This is a genomic window from Priestia sp. D3YE.R1, assembly GCF_049199565.1.
GTDB classification, from domain to species: Bacteria; Bacillota; Bacilli; order Bacillales; family Bacillaceae_H; genus Priestia; species Priestia aryabhattai.
In genome coordinates this window covers 38,829-56,663 of record NZ_JBLTHW010000008.1, presented here as the reverse complement: position 1 = coordinate 56,663, position 17,835 = coordinate 38,829, and the positions used below count along the sequence as shown (strand labels likewise).

The 17,835-nt window shown below is 39.0% G+C and carries 13 protein-coding genes and 1 pseudogene; 7 read left to right on the top strand and 7 right to left on the bottom strand.

Translation table 11 applies throughout. The features are described from left to right. The first annotated feature begins 91 nt into the window (after positions 1 to 91). On the top strand, positions 92 to 1,900 hold the full coding sequence (gene cstA, locus ACOZIR_RS26035; protein ID WP_045293904.1) for a carbon starvation protein CstA: 1,809 nt from the start codon (positions 92 to 94) through the stop codon (positions 1,898 to 1,900). A gap of 274 nt (positions 1,901 to 2,174) precedes the next feature. Further along, positions 2,175 to 3,635, top strand: a complete 1,461-nt coding sequence (gene katA / locus ACOZIR_RS26030; protein ID WP_340141655.1) for a catalase KatA — start codon at positions 2,175 to 2,177, stop codon at positions 3,633 to 3,635. A gap of 325 nt (positions 3,636 to 3,960) precedes the next feature. On the opposite strand, the pseudogene ACOZIR_RS26025 reads toward katA, so the two are convergent. Further along, a pseudogene (locus ACOZIR_RS26025) lies at positions 3,961 to 4,161 on the bottom strand (ATP-binding protein); the annotation flags it as partial. 238 nt (positions 4,162 to 4,399) lie between these two features. On the opposite strand from ACOZIR_RS26025, the gene ACOZIR_RS26020 reads away from it, so the two are divergent. Continuing rightward, complete coding sequence (locus ACOZIR_RS26020; RefSeq protein ID WP_045293907.1) at positions 4,400 to 5,851, top strand: alpha-amylase; 1,452 nt, start codon at positions 4,400 to 4,402, stop codon at positions 5,849 to 5,851. 27 nt (positions 5,852 to 5,878) lie between these two features. Here the strand turns inward: ACOZIR_RS26020 and ACOZIR_RS26015 are convergent, their stop codons facing one another. The 3 genes from ACOZIR_RS26015 to ACOZIR_RS26005 form a co-directional block, all read right to left on the bottom strand. Further along, positions 5,879 to 7,312: an anion permease gene (locus ACOZIR_RS26015; protein ID WP_045293908.1), complete on the bottom strand. Its 1,434-nt coding sequence runs from the start codon at positions 7,310 to 7,312 to the stop codon at positions 5,879 to 5,881. A 277-nt stretch (positions 7,313 to 7,589) separates the two neighbouring features. After that, positions 7,590 to 8,789 (bottom strand): class I SAM-dependent rRNA methyltransferase, encoded by a 1,200-nt coding sequence (locus tag ACOZIR_RS26010; RefSeq protein WP_045293909.1) that lies wholly within the window; start codon positions 8,787 to 8,789, stop codon positions 7,590 to 7,592. A gap of 186 nt (positions 8,790 to 8,975) precedes the next feature. Continuing rightward, positions 8,976 to 10,013, bottom strand: a complete 1,038-nt coding sequence (locus tag ACOZIR_RS26005) for a PepSY domain-containing protein (protein ID WP_340141653.1) — start codon at positions 10,011 to 10,013, stop codon at positions 8,976 to 8,978. A gap of 233 nt (positions 10,014 to 10,246) precedes the next feature. On the opposite strand from ACOZIR_RS26005, the gene ACOZIR_RS26000 reads away from it, so the two are divergent. Then, positions 10,247 to 10,930 (top strand): response regulator transcription factor, encoded by a 684-nt coding sequence (locus tag ACOZIR_RS26000; RefSeq protein ID WP_045293923.1) that lies wholly within the window; start codon positions 10,247 to 10,249, stop codon positions 10,928 to 10,930. Beyond that, complete coding sequence (locus ACOZIR_RS25995) at positions 10,927 to 12,372, top strand: HAMP domain-containing sensor histidine kinase (RefSeq protein WP_340141652.1); 1,446 nt, start codon at positions 10,927 to 10,929, stop codon at positions 12,370 to 12,372. Before ACOZIR_RS26000 ends, ACOZIR_RS25995 begins: the two co-directional genes overlap by 4 nt. Before the next feature lie 40 nt (positions 12,373 to 12,412). On the opposite strand, the gene ACOZIR_RS25990 is transcribed toward ACOZIR_RS25995, so the two are convergent. Further along, the gene (locus ACOZIR_RS25990; RefSeq protein ID WP_328120462.1) at positions 12,413 to 13,255 is read right to left on the bottom strand and encodes a PepSY domain-containing protein; all 843 of its coding nucleotides are present in this window, start codon (positions 13,253 to 13,255) and stop codon (positions 12,413 to 12,415) included. 381 nt (positions 13,256 to 13,636) lie between these two features. Here ACOZIR_RS25990 and ACOZIR_RS25985 point away from each other — a divergent pair, with 381 nt between their 5' ends. Beyond that, positions 13,637 to 15,535: a PhoX family protein gene (locus tag ACOZIR_RS25985; RefSeq protein WP_421536024.1), complete on the top strand. Its 1,899-nt coding sequence runs from the start codon at positions 13,637 to 13,639 to the stop codon at positions 15,533 to 15,535. Between the two features lie 393 nt (positions 15,536 to 15,928). Then, a complete protein-coding gene (locus ACOZIR_RS25980; protein ID WP_028411924.1) occupies positions 15,929 to 16,927 on the top strand; it encodes a tRNA dihydrouridine synthase in 999 nt (332 codons plus the stop codon). Between the two features lie 135 nt (positions 16,928 to 17,062). On the opposite strand, the gene rlmH is transcribed toward ACOZIR_RS25980, so the two are convergent. Both rlmH and ACOZIR_RS25970 read right to left on the bottom strand, forming a co-directional pair. Beyond that, entirely contained in the window at positions 17,063 to 17,542 is a 480-nt protein-coding gene (gene rlmH / locus ACOZIR_RS25975) for a 23S rRNA (pseudouridine(1915)-N(3))-methyltransferase RlmH (protein ID WP_028411923.1), read from the bottom strand. An 83-nt stretch (positions 17,543 to 17,625) separates the two neighbouring features. Continuing rightward, positions 17,626 to 17,784, bottom strand: a complete 159-nt coding sequence (locus ACOZIR_RS25970) for a CxxH/CxxC protein (RefSeq protein WP_080890215.1) — start codon at positions 17,782 to 17,784, stop codon at positions 17,626 to 17,628. Positions 17,785 to 17,835: the final 51 nt, after the last annotated feature.

Genomic DNA, 17,835 nt, shown 5'->3' with positions numbered 1-17,835 from the left:
TTTATAATGAAAGTTGTAAGGGGAACACACAATTACATAACGTTGTGTAGTAGTACAAACATCAGACAACTAAGGGATAGGGGGATTTGTAATGAATGCGGTTACGATTGTTATTGGATCTATCTGTATTTTAATGATTGCGTATCGGCTTTATGGAACATTCATGGCTGTTAAGGTCTTGAAGCTAAACGATGCGCAACAAACGCCGGCACATGAGCTTGAAGATGGAAAAGATTATGTGCCAACCAACCGATGGGTAACATTTGGTCATCACTTTGCAGCTATTGCAGCTGCGGGTCCGCTTGTTGGACCTATTTTAGCGGCTCAGTTTGGCTATTTACCCGGACTGCTCTGGCTTTTAATCGGAGCTGTAATCGGAGGAGCCGTTCACGATGCAGTTGTGTTATTTGCATCTATGCGCCAAAAAGGCCAGTCGCTTTCAGAAGTGGCTAAAAAAGAGCTAGGACCCGTCGCTGGTTTTTGTACAGGTTTAGCTATGCTTTTTATCATTACCATCACAATGGCCGGTTTATCTATGGTCGTGTTACACGCACTTGAGAAAAATCCTTGGGGTACATTCGCTGTTGGAATTACGATTCCGATCGCAATGGGGGTAGGTATTTACCACAAAAAAACAGGTAATTTAAAAGCGGCTTCTACCGTCGGCTTCATTTTAATTTTAATTGCCGTATTTAGCGGTCCTTATATTCAAGGAACAGCTTTAGGAGATTTTTTAACGCTAGATATTAAAACACTTTCAATTATTCTTCCCGTTTATGCATTTTTCGCAGCGGCCTTGCCCGTTTGGCTGCTTTTAGCACCTCGAGATTACTTAAGCAGCTTTATGAAAATTGGTGTCTTTATCGCGCTGATTGTAGGCGTGTTTTTCGTAAATCCAGCAATTCCATTTCCTGCAGTTACTGAATTTATTCACGGAGGCGGCCCTATTTTAGCAGGACCTGTGTGGCCGTTCATTTCCATTACGATCGCCTGCGGTGCTATTTCTGGCTTCCATGCATTTGTTGGTTCAGGAACAACCCCTAAGATGCTTGATCGTTGGAGTGACATTAAAGTTGTAGGCTTCGGCGCGATGTTAGTCGAATGCTTAGTAGGAATTATGGCATTAATTGCAGCAACAGCTTTACATCCTGGAGACTATTTTGCAATTAACTCTACACCTGAAGTGTTCAAAACGCTTGGCATGAATGTAACAGCTCTTCCTCAGCTTAGCCAAGAGATTGGTCTAAACTTAGAAGGCCGCACAGGGGGCGCTGTTACACTAGCTGTAGGAATGACGTATATCTTCACGGAAATTCCTTGGTTCAGCCACCTGTCTTCTTATTTTTTCCAATTCGTCATTATGTTTGAAGCAGTGTTTATTTTAACTGCTATCGACGCTGGCACACGCGTTTCCCGCTATTTAATTCAAGACTTTTTCGGTGAGTTTTATAAACCTTTAAAGCGAGTAGACTGGCTTCCGGGGTCAATTTTTGCAAGTGCCCTAGCCTGTTTTATGTGGGGGTACTTATTGTTCTCAGGAGATATTGGCTCCGTTTGGGCGCTGTTCGGCGTATCGAATCAGTTAATGGCCTCTATTGGTTTAATTATTGGAGCAACCGTCATTCTTAGAATTGCAGATAAACGCTCCTATATGCTTACTTGCCTTATTCCACTAGCCTACCTTTACGTAACGGTTAACTATGCGGGTTATTGGATGGTTAAGAATGTGTATTTAAACGAAGCTGCGGCAGGTTACAGCATATTAAATGCGACTCTTTCGATCATCATGCTTATACTTGGTCTCATTATTATGATAGCCGCGATTCAAAAATGGACACAGCTTTGGCGCACGCCTCAGGCTGAGCTGGCAGCAAAAGCAAATTTATCACAAAATATATAAAACGAACACGCTTGCTTATATAAGCAAGCGTGTTTTTAATGTAGTAATAGCCGTTCAAAATAATTACACACCAGGCATTTTTATCATTAAACTAAATATACTATACAGAAAATTTTAAAAATAGTTCGTACATTCCACATGCGTATCCCCCACTGATTACATCTCAGAATACACAGGTTAAATTATAATAATTATAAATTAGTATTGATTTTTTATTTAAAAATGTTATCATTATTTCTAACATAACAAAATTCAAATAAGAGGTGGTTCTAAGATGACAACAAACAAGAATAACCTAACGACTAGTTGGGGAGCTCCGGTTGGAGATAATCAAAATTCAATGACCGCTGGTTCACGCGGTCCTACCTTAATTCAAGATGTTCACCTTTTAGAGAAATTAGCCCATTTTAACCGAGAGCGTGTTCCTGAACGTGTCGTGCACGCAAAAGGCGCCGGTGCCCATGGTTATTTTGAAGTGACAAACGATGTTTCAACCTATACAAAAGCAGGTTTCCTTTCTGAAGTAGGAAAACGAACACCTCTATTTGTTCGCTTTTCAACAGTAGCTGGTGAAAACGGCTCAGCAGATACCGTTCGCGACCCTCGCGGATTTGCTGTTAAATTTTATACAGAAGAAGGAAACTACGACTTAGTCGGAAATAATACACCTGTATTTTTCATCCGAGATGCGATTAAATTTCCCGATTTTATTCATACACAAAAACGCGATCCACGCACGCATTTAAAAAATCCGACGGCCGTGTGGGATTTCTGGTCCCTCTCTCCTGAATCTTTGCATCAAGTTTCTATTTTGATGTCTGACCGAGGTATCCCGGCAACGTTACGCCATATGCATGGATTTGGCAGCCACACATTTAAGTGGGTTAACGCCGAAGGAGATGGCGTTTGGGTGAAGTATCACTTTAAAACAGAGCAAGGCGTGAAAAATCTGGCTCCAGACGTAGCCGCCAAGATAGCTGGTGAAAATCCAGATTATCATACCGAAGATTTATTTAATGCCATTGAAAAAGGCGATTTGCCTTCATGGAAGCTGTACGTTCAAATTATGCCGTTAGAAGATGCTGATACGTATCGCTTCGACCCGTTCGATGTAACAAAGGTATGGTCACAAAAAGACTATCCACTAATTGAAGTAGGTCGCATGGTATTAGATCGCAATCCGGAAAATTATTTTGCAGAAGTGGAGCAGGCTACATTCTCACCTGGAACGCTTGTGCCGGGAATTGACGTATCACCTGACAAAATGCTGCAAGGTCGACTATTCGCATACAGCGACGCACATCGCTACCGCGTCGGCGCTAATCATCAAGCGCTACCGATCAACCGTCCCCGCAGCGAAGTAAATAACTATCAGCGTGACGGTCAAATGCGCTTTGACGATAACGGCGGCCGTTCTGTTTACTATGAGCCAAACAGCTTTGGGGGCCCGACAGAATCTCATGAAAACAAACAAGCGGCATACCCTGTTTCAGGCGTTGCTGATAGTGTTGCATATGATCACAACGATCATTACACACAAGCAGGTGATTTATACCGCCTTCTAAGCGAAGAGGAGCGTACACGCTTAGTTGCAAACATCGTTGAAGCTATGAAGCCTGTAGAAAAAGAAGAGATTAAACTGCGCCAAATTCAACACTTCTACAAAGCGGATCCAGAGTATGGAAAACGCATTGCAGATGGTTTAGGGTTGTCTGTTCCACAGCAAGTAAAATAAATTTATCAGTTTTCTAAATGAAAAAATAAAGAGATTTTTCTCATTATAGATTCTCGTTTATTCTCAATTAGTTTAATATTTTATCAATAAATAAGTATCCGTATTTTATGGATACTTATTTAAATTCCTGTAAAAAGAGGAAGGGATGAAGAAATGATTGGACAAGAAATAAGATGTAATCAGTGTCATAGAGAAATAAAAGTACTAAAGCACAGTACGCTTTGCGGTTGCGGAATAAAATTAAGAACGTTAAAAAAAGAGAAGCAACCAGCATAATGAGGTTGCTTCTTTTTTTTACTAGATATGCTGTTTATATTCACTCACATTAAAGAGTAATCGTTACTTTAAATAAATCTCCGTCAATTTCAATATTCAGTTCTCCTCCGTGCAAATCAATAATTGACTTAGCAATAGCTAACCCAAGTCCGGAGCCATCGGTTTGTCTTGAAGTGTCCCCTCTTTTAAATCGTTCAAACAGCTCATTGTTTACAACTAAAACCACATATTCGTCCATTGCTTTCTCAGTCTCCTTTCAAAAGTATGTCATGGGTCATTTCGTCTATGGGTTTTATTGTAAACTGCATTTTTTAAGAAAAAAGAAGAGAAAATTTTAAGATTTTCTTAAGCGACATATATTGAAAAAGGTTTAAGGAATAGGGATAACAGGAACGTTAAAAGAAAAAATATAATCAATTCCTCATTTGATTCTAAAGAACTATCCGTGAGCGATTATATCTTTTTATTTAAAAGGAGGATGATTTAACTTGGAACGGAATCATACAATTATGCAATTTTTCGAATGGCATGTGCCAGCTGATGGCGAGCATTGGAAACGCCTCAAAGAGCTCGCTCCTCAACTAAAAGAACAAGGAATTGATTCCGTGTGGATTCCCCCGGTTACAAAAGGTGTTTCATCAGAGGATAATGGCTACGGCGTTTACGACTTATACGATCTTGGCGAATTTGATCAAAAAGGAACCGTTCGTACAAAGTATGGAACCAAACAAGAGCTGCATGAAGCGATTGATGCCTGTCATAATCATGGAATTAATGTCTATGTGGATGTTGTAATGAACCATAAAGCCGCAGCAGATGAAAAAGAAACGTTCCACGTCATTGAAGTGGACCCCATGAACCGAACAGAAGAAATTTCTGAACCTTTTGAAATTGAAGGATGGACAAAGTTTACATTTGAAGGGCGCGGCGATCAATATTCTTCTTTCAAATGGAACTTTAATCATTTTAACGGCACTGATTACGATGATAAAAATGGAAAAGAAGGCGTTTTTCGTATTGCCGGAGAAAATAAAAGCTGGAACGAAAATGTGGATCAAGAGTTTGGCAACTACGATTATTTAATGTTTGCGAATATTGATTACGATCATCCTGAAGTTCGAGAAGAAATGATCAAATGGGGAAAATGGTTAGCAGACACTCTGCAGTGCGACGGTTATCGATTAGACGCCATTAAACATATTAACCACGATTTTATTAAAGAGTTTGCCCACGAATTGTCCTCTTCTCAAGAAAAGCCCTTTTATTTTGTGGGAGAGTTTTGGAATCCAGAGTTAACAGCCTGTCAGGAATTCCTAGACGTGATTGATTATCAAATCGATTTGTTTGACGTATCGCTGCACTATAAACTGCATGAAGCCTCTCAGCAGGGAAGAGATTTTGATTTAACCACGATTTTTGATGATACATTGGTTAAGACTCATCCGTTGAATGTTGTCACATTTGTAGATAACCATGACTCTCAGCCAAATGAATCTTTAGAATCTTGGGTAGAAGATTGGTTCAAACAAAGTGCTTACGCTCTAATTTTACTTCGTGAAGACGGCTATCCTTGTGTGTTTTACGGAGACTATTTTGGGATAGGCGGAGAGCACCCAATTGAGGGAAAAGAAAAAGATATTTCCGCTCTCTTGCATGTGCGGTATGACAAAGCATACGGCCAGCAAGACGATTATTTTGATCACCCGAATACCATTGGATGGGTAAGGCATGGTGTAGAGGAATTTGAGAAGTCTGGATGCGCTGTGGTGATGTCAAACGGCGAAGATGGCGAAAAGAGAATGTTCGTCGGCGAACACCGAAGTGGACAAACGTGGATCGACTTCACAAATAACCGAGAAGACCAAGTTGTGATTGAAGAAGACGGCTACGGACACTTTCCTGTAAATGGCGGCTCTGTATCCGTTTGGGCTGAAGCATAAAAAAACAGTGGCCTGCGCCACTGTTTTTTACCATAGACCTATCAGTTTCCACCACAAGCCGCCAATTCCAATCCAAATGATAATATGAATAATTGAAATTAAAAAGCCGAGCGACCACCATTTTTGCTGCGTTACATATCCACTACCGAAGAACACCGGTGCCGGTCCACTGCCGTAGTGAGTTAAACAGCCAAATAAATTGCTAAAGAACGCTAAAATTAATGCTGACAGTAACGGAGGCGCACCAGCGGCCACGATGACAGATAAAAATGCTGCGTACATAGCGCTGACGTGAGCCGTATTACTGGCAAAAAAGTAGTGAGAATAAAAATACGCAATAGCTAGTACAATTAACGCCGTCATCCAAGACATATGACTAACAGTGCCTTTCATCAGATCACTGAACCAAGGAATCATGCCTAGATCATTTAAGAAAGTTGCCATCATAACCAAAACAGCAAACCAGACTAATGTATCCCATGCTCCCTGTTCTTTTTTGATGTCCGACCAGCTTAATACTTGTGTTAAAAGCAGCGTACATAGACCAATAAAAGCAGTTGTTGTTGCATTAATATTTAAATTAGCTCCAAAAATCCAAAGCACAAGAAGAAGTAAAAATACGCCAATCATGTACCATTCTTCCTTCTTTAGTGGCCCCATTTCATTTAATTTTTTCACTGCAATTTCAGATGCTTCCGGTGTTTCTTTTAATTCTGGGGGATACAGCTTATAAATAACAAGCGGAATCACAATTAAACTAATAATTCCAGGTACAATTGCAGCCGCTGCCCAGCCAACCCATGAAATAGTCTTGCCTGTAATTTGTTCCGTCATTTTAACAGCAAGAGGATTGGCCGCCATTGCGGTTACGAACATAGCGGATGTAATCATATCTCCTTGAAACGATACTTTTGTTAAGAAAGCACCGACTCTGCGCTCCGTACCGTCTCCAGTTCTCGATCCGTATGTTTCAGATAAAGAACGAATGATTGGAAGAATAATTCCTCCAGCTCGTGCTGTATTAGACGGCATTGCAGGTGATAAAAGTAAATCACTTACGATAAGAGAATACGATAGTCCCAACGTCTTTTTACCGAACAAACGAACAAAGATATAGGCAACCCTTGTTCCTAGACCAGTCTTAATAAAGCCTCTAGAAATAAAGAATGCAATAACAATTAACCAAATCGTCGTATTTTGAAAACCGCTGAGCGATTGTTCAAGTGTTAATGTATTAGTTAATACAATAATGGTTAAAGATAAAATAGCTACACTGCCTAATGGCAATGGTTTAATGATAAGCCCTACGATAGTAGCCACAAAAATAGCGAATAAGTGCCAAGCCTTTACATCAAGTCCGGACGGAGGTGTAATAAACCATAAAATAAGTCCGATTGCCAGACAAATTAATAAAGGAATAAATTTCACTTCGCCGGCAGGCTTTTTTGTTATTTCAGCCATAATCTTTCTCCTTTCATGTTTTTAAATAATAGTAGTAGTATGCTCTTTCCACTTCGTACCCAATCTTATCCCATTCAAAATAAAACAATTGTAAAAATACGTTTCTTAAGGATGATATTGTAAAATTGTGAAGTGTTGAGCATAATTCCTTTATTATTTTATCATACATATTGACAATATTTATCTTTCACCTTCATTTTATTCCCTTCAAAATAGCTTGTAAGCGTTATTTCATCACAATAAATAAGCTGCATGAGTTCATCATGCAGCCTTGCATTTAGCGATTTACTTTTTGAATAAACACGACTTTGAGATAATCACCTGACTTAAATTCTTTTATTGTTTTAAAATCAGCTGGAAGAGAGAACTGCTCCATCATTTTGTAGCGTTCCCCTTTTTCATCAAAAGCTTTTTCAATAAACGAATGAAATTTTTTCATATCAAAATTACTTGCATTCGTAGATGCTACAATGACACCATTTGGCTTTGTAAGAGCAATGGCTTCTTTTAATAAATCTTTGTAGTCTTTTGCCGCACTAAACGTATGCTTTTTCGATTTAGCAAAGCTCGGCGGATCTAGCACCACAAGATCAAACGTCATGTTCTTCTTAACCGCATATTTAAAATACTTAAAAACATCTTCTACAATAATGTCCTGTGCCTCATGATCAATTCCATTTACACTAAATTGCTCAATTGTTTTTGCCAAGCTGCGATTGGCTAAGTCGACACTTGTTGTTTTCGCAGCTCCTCCAAGAGCGGCCGCCACTGAAAATGCGCCTGTATATGAGAACATATTTAAGACGGTCTTTCCCTTTGCATATTTATCTCGAATCGTTTTACGGACGTCTCGCTGATCTAAAAAGACCCCAACCATCGCTCCGTCATTTAAATAAACGGCAAAACGAATACCATTTTCTTTTACAATTAAAGGGAATTCACCTTTATTTCCTGTGACAAAATCATCTTCTTCAATATACTGCCCTTTTACGTTGAAACGTTTTTTCTGGTATAGCCCTTTAAAGTTAGGCGCAGACTTTAAAGCTTCAATAACGGATTCTTTAAATTGATAAATTCCTTCACTATACCAACTCGTGACGTAATATCCGTCATAATAATCAATGATTAAGCCGCCAATTCCGTCGCCTTCACTATTAAATACACGAAAAGCAGTTGTATCTTCAGACGCATAAAAATCGTGACGAGAGGCAATCGCTTGCTGAATTTTCCGTGCAAAAAACGCCGCGTCAATTTGTTCACTTTTCTTCTTCGTCAGAATCCAGCCGTAGCCTTTGTTTTGCTTTCCATAATAGCCTTTGGCTAAAAATTGATTCTTCGGAGTGACTAAGTTAATAATAACGCCTTCTTCTTGCAGTTTATGACCATCAACAAGCGCATCTTTTTCAATGAGTGGATAACCTTTGTTCACTTTTTTAATAAAAGCTTCTTTGGCTATAACTTGTACTTCTTTTCTCATGTATACACCCTATCTATTTAATTTAGTTCATTCTAGTTTTATCCATTTTATAAGAATAATCTACATTTATCTTAACATAGATAACCGTTGATGTTTCCAGTTACAAAATAGAAAAGCAGAGGGTGCTTTGAAGCATCCTCTGCTTGATATGAATGAAAAATGAAATGTATATTTTAAGATAAAAAGTTATGAACACTCTTGTCCCGTATAAGCATCGAACTTAAGCGTCTGCTGCTTGCTTCCGCTCACTATCTTTACTACGTATACAGTTATTGACTTTTCCGTTGTAAGCTCAATATGCTCTACTTTTCCTTTTTGATGTTTTAAAGCAAGAACTTTTACAGCGTTCTCCGTTAACGGCTGAAGCTTATCTTGTTTTACATATGTGATTTTACCCGAAACCGCATCGATTCTGACTGTGTATTCCGTATTGCCTTTGATTACTTTCACTGTGAAAATTGCTGTGTTTTGATCATATTCTACCATTTTCACCTTACCTGCATATGTAGCCAATGCAAGATCTTTTGCATCTTGTCTCGTTAATAGCTTTACTTCTTGCTGAGAAGTATTAACTACTGTTCCAGTGAAAGCATCTAACGTTACGGTATATTGAGTGCCATCTTTAAGAATCACTGCGATATACTGACTAGTGGCTTCTTTAAACTCTAGACTATATACGTAACCACTATACTGTTTGACAGCTGCTTCTTTTATTTTTTGCTCTGGCATTAGCTGCAGCTCTTTTTTATTTTCATGAATGACTTTCCCCGTTAGACCATCCACGGTTAGCGTATATTCTACTTTGCCATCTACTACAATAACATTATATTCAAGCATTTCTTTGTTAAATATAATAGATTGAATGGCTCCTTTATAGTTCTTAGAAACAGATTCTTTCACTTGATTTTGTGTCCATAGCTTCACTTCTTGCTTCTTTACTACTTTTCCAGTGCTCGCACTTACTTCTACGATTCTTTGCTCCAGGTTATTCGTTACAATGGTAATTACATACACACTTGATTCCTGCTTAAATTCCGTAGATGTGACCGTCCCGTCGCAATCTTGCAAAGCAATACCTTTCGCCTGAGCTTGCGAGATACTCACATGTTCAGTTGTCTCTGCTTTCGCTGTCTTCATTTCTGCAGCGTGACTCGTTGTAATAGAGCTAAATGCAATTGCAGTTCCTAAAGCAGATGTAGACAATACTTTTGCCCATTTAATCATCTTTAAATTTCCTCCTCTTTCACCATTAGACTTTCCGTCCAATTTATGGTGTTTTATCTAGTACGCCGTTCATTATGCAAAAGATTTCTGAGAATAAGACGAATAGAAGCTTAAAGTTAGCTGAAGATATAAGAATAGCTACTATTTTTCAGCTTGCTTTCAGCTATTATTCAGTGCTGTTTCAGATAAAAAAGCATAATAGAAAGTAGAGGAGCAAAGGAGTTTTCACCATGATGGATCAACTAAAAGGAATTAAAGTCTTGCTTATAGATGACGAACCAACTATTTTACAGTTTTTATCTTTAGGTTTAACGAATGAAGGATTTGATATCAAAGCTGCCCAAGACGGAATTGAAGGAATTAATATAGCCAAAGAATTCAAGCCTCATATCGCTATTGTAGATGTTATGCTTCCGGGAATGGATGGATTTGAAGTATGCCGCTTGTTGAAGAAAATGGGGAATATCGCTGTCATCATGCTAACAGCAAAAGATCAAGTAGACGATCGAGTAAAGGGGCTGACCATCGGAGCAGATGATTATATGGTTAAACCTTTCAGTTTTGAAGAACTTCTTGCGCGCATTCAAGCTAGAATCCGCAATCAATTTCCAAACTTATTAGACGAAGTATCAATCGGTCCATTTAAAATTGATGACCGCCGCAAAGAAATTAAATACCTTAATCACATACTTGATTTATCCCCTACTGAATATGCACTCTTAAAATTCTTGGTTATTAATCACGGTCTCGTACTAAGTAAATCCACCATTTTAGATCGAGTGTGGGGGTATGATTTTGGAGGAGAAGAAAACATTGTAGAAGTATACATTCGATCACTGAGAGAAAAATTACAGGACCATAGCCGAACCGTTATTCGAACGCTTCGCGGTGTAGGGTATCGGATTGATATTTCATGAAGTACAAACGGTTCTTTCCACTGAACTCTCTTCGCCTTCAGCTCTTATTCAGAAGTTTGCTTGTTATTTTGAGTTTACTGATACTGATAGGCTTGTTTCAATACGTGTTCATGAAGCAATTTATCTACACAAACAAAATTAGAAGCATCGAGGATCAAATTCACTTGATTCCTGATGATGTCTGGAAGCATGATATTGAAACAAGCCAGAATGTAAAAAAATCAAGACCAATGGTTTATTTCCCGGGTGTTAATATTACCTTTATTAATCAAAAGATTACCTTTCTAAGGTTGGCTAAGGATCCACATCACTCATACTTTCCTAGGCTTTCCGCATCTACATACAAACAAGTAATGAAAAACATCAACCAGCCGGAAAACACGATGAGCATCGTCAAAAAAATCGATGGTCATCAAGAGCAAGTTATTGTTTTAAAACCTATTGTCTTTGATGGGGAAATACAGGGCGTTATCCAAATCAATACTCCAACAGAATCACTGAGAGATTTGTTAATCAGACAAATGATGATCTTTTTAATGCTTTCACTTACTGCAATGACCATTGCTTTTTTTGTTTTTTCTTCTGTTTTAAAACGGACGTTAATCCCTTTATTTACTACTACTAAAAAAGTGGAGCATATAAATGCCGGAAGCTTACATGACCGCTTACCCGTTAATCAAGGGCAAATTGAAATGGACCGTCTTTCTCTTTCTATTAACGAAATGCTTGAGCGTCTTGAAAAAGCATTTAAAGCTGAAACAGAGGCCAAAGAACAAATGCGACGTTTTGTTGCGGACGCTTCTCATGAACTGCGAACGCCGCTTACATCCATTCATGGCTTTTTAGAAGTTTTACTAAGAGGGGCTAGCAGTAACCCTGAACAGTTAAACGACGCATTAAAAAGTATGTATGGGGAGTCTAAAAGGCTGCGCAAACTGATTCAGGATCTTCTGCTTCTTGCTCAGCTTGATCAACTTCCCCTGTTTCAAAAAGAGTGCTGTTTTGTAGATGAATTAATTTTAGATATGAAACCTCAATTAATGCTATTGGCTGGGAACAGAAACGTTTTATTCGACTTCCCAAGCCGTTTACCATCAGAAATTAACAAAGATCAATTTAAACAAGTTATTTTAAACTTATTTTCCAATGCGGTACAGCATACGAACCCAAATACAGGAGTTATTCAAGTGATAGGGAAAACAAATGAGAAAGAACTTTCATTAACAATACTAGATAACGGTCATGGCATTCCTCAAGAGCACCTTCCTCATTTATTTGAACGATTTTACAAAGCTGATGCTTCACGCTCTCGAGCATATGGAGGAGCGGGCTTAGGCTTGGCCATCAGCGCATCTATTATAGAGCTGCACGGGGGAAAAATACGTGTAGAAAGCAAATTGAATGCAGGAACTGCTTTTCAAATCGTATTGCCCTTAACGTAAAAAAGACGATTGCCGTGAAGCAATCGTCTTTTTTATCAAATCAGCATACTTTTCCTGTTTGAGGGCTGATTTTTACAGTATGTTTTATATTGTCTGTTCCTTTGATCACAAACGTGTACGCTTGTTCACTGAATGAAACAGATTGAACCGTTCCTCTGTGCTGTTGAAGAGCAGCTTGTTTAGCTTGTTCTTGCGTAAACTTTACCGCTTCGACTTTGATTACTTTGCCTGTTTCAGCGTTTATTTTCACATGGTGATCTTTGTTATCTTTTCCGTGAATTAAAAATGTGTATACATCATTTGCGTATGAACTAGACTGAATCGTTCCGCTGCAATTTTTTAATGCGATCGTTTGAACCTGTGCTTTTGTAAATGCAGCGCTTTGAATTTGAATCACTTTTCCACTTTTTGCGTTCACTTTCACGTGATGATCGCGGCTATCTTTCCCATGAATTAAGAACGTATACACTCCATCATTGAAGCCTACTGACTTAACTGTTCCTCCACAGTTTTTCAACGCTACTGCTTGTGCCTCACTTCGAGAAAAAGATAGTTTTTCAACCTTTACCACTTTTCCGCTGTGTGCATTTACTTTTACGTGGTGATCTTGATTATCTTGTCCGTGAATTAAAAACGTATAGGCATTATTTTCAAAAGAAACCGATTGAACCGTTCCTCCGCAGTTCTTTAAGGCAATTGTTTTTGCTTGAGCTTGTGTATATGTTGCCGCTTCGGTATGAGCCGACGCTTTTGTTGAAGTAATGTGCTGGCCGTCTGAAGCAAATGCACTTGTCATTGATCCAAGAGCGATAGCTGTTCCAATTGTGGCACCTCCCACGGCTTTTGCTACTACTGCTTTTCCTGCTAATACTTTTCCAATCATGATTATACCTCCGCGTAATTTTCAATGTATTTACAGCTCAAGCTAAAGGTTTTAGCAGCGGTCATTTATCAAAATAGCGCCATTGGAGTAACGTTTTTTTCTGCTAAAATACCTTTCACTGTTGCTGTACGAGCCAAAGCGCTTCTTGTCCTCTTTAGCTATGTGTTTATTGTAAGAGCGGAACATGAATTCACTATGAAGCCCAGCTGAATACTATCTGAATAAATTCTGAAAGATAGCTGAATAACTTCTAGTTAAACTTGTCATCTAAATGTTCAACGTTCTTAACAACAGCTCAACAAATCCAGCGCTTCTCTTTATATTTCCTCAACAATCAAATGATTTAATAAGTATATGAATACGATTTGGAGGTTATCAACCATGAAAAAACGAGTATCCCTTGGACTATCTCTCACTCTCTTAGCTTCTAGCGCCGCTTCTGCTTTTGCAGCAGAGCATCATCCAGTTCAACATCCGAAACAAATAAAAAGCGTCGAGTTTCAGCCAATGAAAGCACCTACGACGATTGAAAATATGATTAAAACGTATACAGAAGCCTCTGTAAAAGTAACGTATAAAGATGGAAGTGTGGAAGAAACACCGCTTAACTATAACCAGCTCTTTCTTTCAAAAGATAAAATTGTCGATAATAAAGGGGAATTAATCGCCGCTGGTACACCAATCGATGCAAACGGCGATCCAATTATTGACCGAAGCGTTCCTGATCAGCCATCACCATACGTATCGGACGCACCGGATTCAAACAGCTTTATCACCATCAACGGTAAGTCTTATATTATTTCACATTATGAATATGAATCTGTTAATAATGCTGGAAAAGAGATTTCCGGTCTTCCTGCTTCCATGACGCTTACACAAGTTGATCGAGATGATAAAACAGGAAAACTAACTGTCAACCATGCTAAAAAAATTGATTTTTCAAATGTAAATGGTTTGTGGACACCATGTAATGGTTCGACAACCGATTGGGGGACTCACCTCGGTTCAGAAGAGTACGAGCCAGATGCACGCGCTTTTGAAGACCCTTCATCTAGCTCTTATAAAGACGTCACGAACTTCGCCAAACTTTATTTCGGTGACACGTCAAAAGCAAACCCTTACTACTACGGCTGGATTCCAGAAATTTCAGTGGATGAAAGCGGCCATGCGTCCGTCGTAAAACATTACAGCACAGGTCGTTTTTCACACGAAATGATGCAGGTACTTCCAGATAATAAAACCGCTCTTTTTGGAGACGATGGGTCTAATACTATGATGTTTATGTATGTAGCAGATAAGGAAAAAGACTTCTCAGCAGGAACGCTTTATGCTGCAAAGTTTAAACAAACGAGCACAAAAAATGGAGGTAAAGGCGACCTTCAGTGGATCAAGCTTGGCCATGCAACAGACAATGAAGTGAAAGCAATTATTGACAAAAGCACAAAATTTAGTGATATTTTTGAAACAGCTGATCAGCCTACAAAAGGATTTAAAGCAGTCAAAACCGCCGCAAGTAAAAAAGTTGAATATTTAAAAGTAAAGCCTGGCATGGAAAAAGCAGCTGCCTTTTTAGAATCACGCAGATACGGTGCGATTTTAGGTGCCACGTCTGAATTTAACAAAATGGAAGGACTAACGGTTAACAAAAAAGATAAAAAAGCGTATATGGCTATTTCTTACCAAAATAGTGCCATGCTAAAAGAGCCTGGTGCTGTACAAGATGATATTCAGCTTCCAAAATTAGAGTCTGGTGTGACCTACCAGCTGAACTTAGGCTCGCATCAAAAAGACCAAGCAAAAGGCAAGATTAACAGCGGCTACGTTCCTGCAAGTATGGAAGGACTGCTGATTGGACAAGACCTAGAAAAAGCAGATGCCTATGGCAATACAGCGAATCCAAATAAAATTGCCAACCCTGATAACCTTACGTATTCAAACGACTTAAATACACTGTTTATCGGAGAAGACAGCTCACTGCATACAAACAACTTCGTATGGGCTTATAATGCGAAAACAAAAAAACTATCACGCATTCTTTCAGTTCCAGTGGGAGCAGAAGCAACAGGACTTCGTGCAGTAGAAAACATTAAAAACTCTCGCTACGTACTAAGCAACTATCAGCACCCAGGCGAGGACATCAGTGACAAAAATATTACCGCTGTTGATAAAGAAGAGTTAGCTAACGCAATGAAAGAAAGCATTGGCATTCAAGAAACAGGTGGTGTCGGATACATTTCTGGACTGCCTTCTAAGGACGGGGCTCCTTACAAAAAGCATTAATACGTAATGAAGCCACGTCTGTTGTGCAGTGACAGACGTGGTTTTTATATAGTAGAAGTTATTGATAAAACCTTTTATCGTGGTCATAATTATGGTGAATACTTTATAATATCCTTAAAGAAAGTGCCTAGCCCCAAACGCGTTAGCATATTTATTGGTAAGTATCCGGTATATCCCTTCAGGCTCGCTTATCCCCCACTAATACTAGATATAGAATTCGTTTCAATAAGTATTTCCAGCCAAACAAAATGTCTCGTTCCCTTGCACTTTTCGTTCCATACCATTAAAGTATATATTGGTTGAAGTTTATACTAGCATTCAACCTTATAAAAGAAATTACACTTTTTAATTTTGGGAAGATGTTTTCCCTAAAAGAAAGGGTTTAGATATAAGATGAAAGATAATTTTTGGCATGAGTTGCCGCGTCCGTTTTTTATTTTGGCACCGATGGAAGCTGTGACGGATGTCGTTTTTCGCCATGTTGTGACTGAAGCAGCACGACCTGACGTATTTTTTACAGAGTTTACGAACACGGAAAGCTACTGCCATCCGAAAGGAAAAGATAGCGTAAAAGGACGTTTGACGTTTACAGATGATGAACAGCCAATCGTTGCGCATATTTGGGGAGATAAACCTGAATACTTCCGTCAAATGAGTATTGGCATGGCCGAAATGGGCTTTCGCGGCATTGATATTAATATGGGCTGCCCTGTACAGAACGTTGCAGGAAACGGAAAAGGTTCTGGTTTGATTCGCCGTCCAGATACTGCGGCTGAGATTATCCAGGCAGCCAAAGCTGGAGGGCTTCCAGTAAGCGTAAAGACTCGTCTTGGCTATACTCAAGTTGACGAGTGGTATGAATGGCTGAAGCACATTCTCGAACAGGATATCGTGAACCTTTCTATTCACCTTCGTACGAAAAAAGAAATGAGCGATGTTGACGCGCACTGGGAGTTAATTCCGGAGATCAAGAAGCTTCGTGACGAAATTGCGCCTCATACGCTACTAACAATTAACGGTGATATTCCTGACCGCCAAAAAGGTCTTGAGCTTGCGGAGAAGTACGGCGTTGATGGAATCATGATTGGACGCGGAATTTTCCATAATCCGTTTGCGTTTGAAAAAGAAAAGAAAGAGCACACAAGCGAAGAGCTATTAGAACTTCTTCGCCTGCAGCTAGACCTTCATGACAAATATTCTGAAGAACTAGAGCCGCGCCCTTTCAAACCGCTTCGACGCTTTTTCAAAATTTACGTTCGTGGGTTCCGCGGTGCAAGTGAATTAAGAAATCTCCTGATGAGCACGGAAACGACTGATGAAGTGCGTGCGTTACTTGATGAGTTTAAAGACAGAGCTGGAGTGAAAGAAGACGAAGGTTTTTCTGTTTCTTAAATAAGAGCTCGTTTGCTCAAACTCAATTGTTCTTTTTATAGAGGTGTGCTATTTATCCACATATGATAAAAGCAGAGGCAGAAGGTTTCACATTTCCTTCTGCCTCTGCTTTTAATGAAAAAATATCCACACGTTCTATTTATGATACGGTTCATTTCGAATAATACGAAAAGCTCGGTAAATCTGTTCTACTAATACTAGGCGCATAAGCTGATGAGGAAAGGTCATTTTTGAAAAAGAAAGAGCTGCGTTTGAACGTTTCATTACTTCGCTGCTTAAGCCAAGCGATCCGCCAATGACAAACGCTACTTTACTTTTTCCGTAAGTAGCTAATGAATCGATTTCTTTTGCCAGTTCCTCGGAAGATTTTTGTTTTCCGTTGATAGCTAATGCGATCACGTGAGTATCATCTGAGATTTTCGCTAAGATGCGCTCTCCTTCTTTTTGTTTCACCTGTTCCATTTCAGATTCACTTAAGTTTTCGGGCGCTTTTTCATCTGCAAGCTCAATAATTTCTACTTTTGCATAGCTTGATAAACGCTTTAAATATTCTTCAATACCTTGTTTTAAGTATTTTTCTTTTAACTTCCCAATGGTTATAATAGAGATATTCACAGGCTGTTCTCCTCTCCTTTATCTCTTATCCACAGATATTATCCACATATCCACATGTTATATCCACATTTTGTATAAGAATATTAGTTCCCTACTACATATACAGCTTCATTGTCACAATATTCGCAGCCTTTTTTGTCAGTTGAGTTTTCTATTTTTTCAAAAACCGGTGCTAGCTCAATCTCATCTACCATTACATCCAGCGCTAGTTCTGTGTGTTCTAAACAGCAATATATCTTCATGTATTTATCTTCCTTTCTCTATTCTTTTCATTAAAAAACCACAGGAGTTTA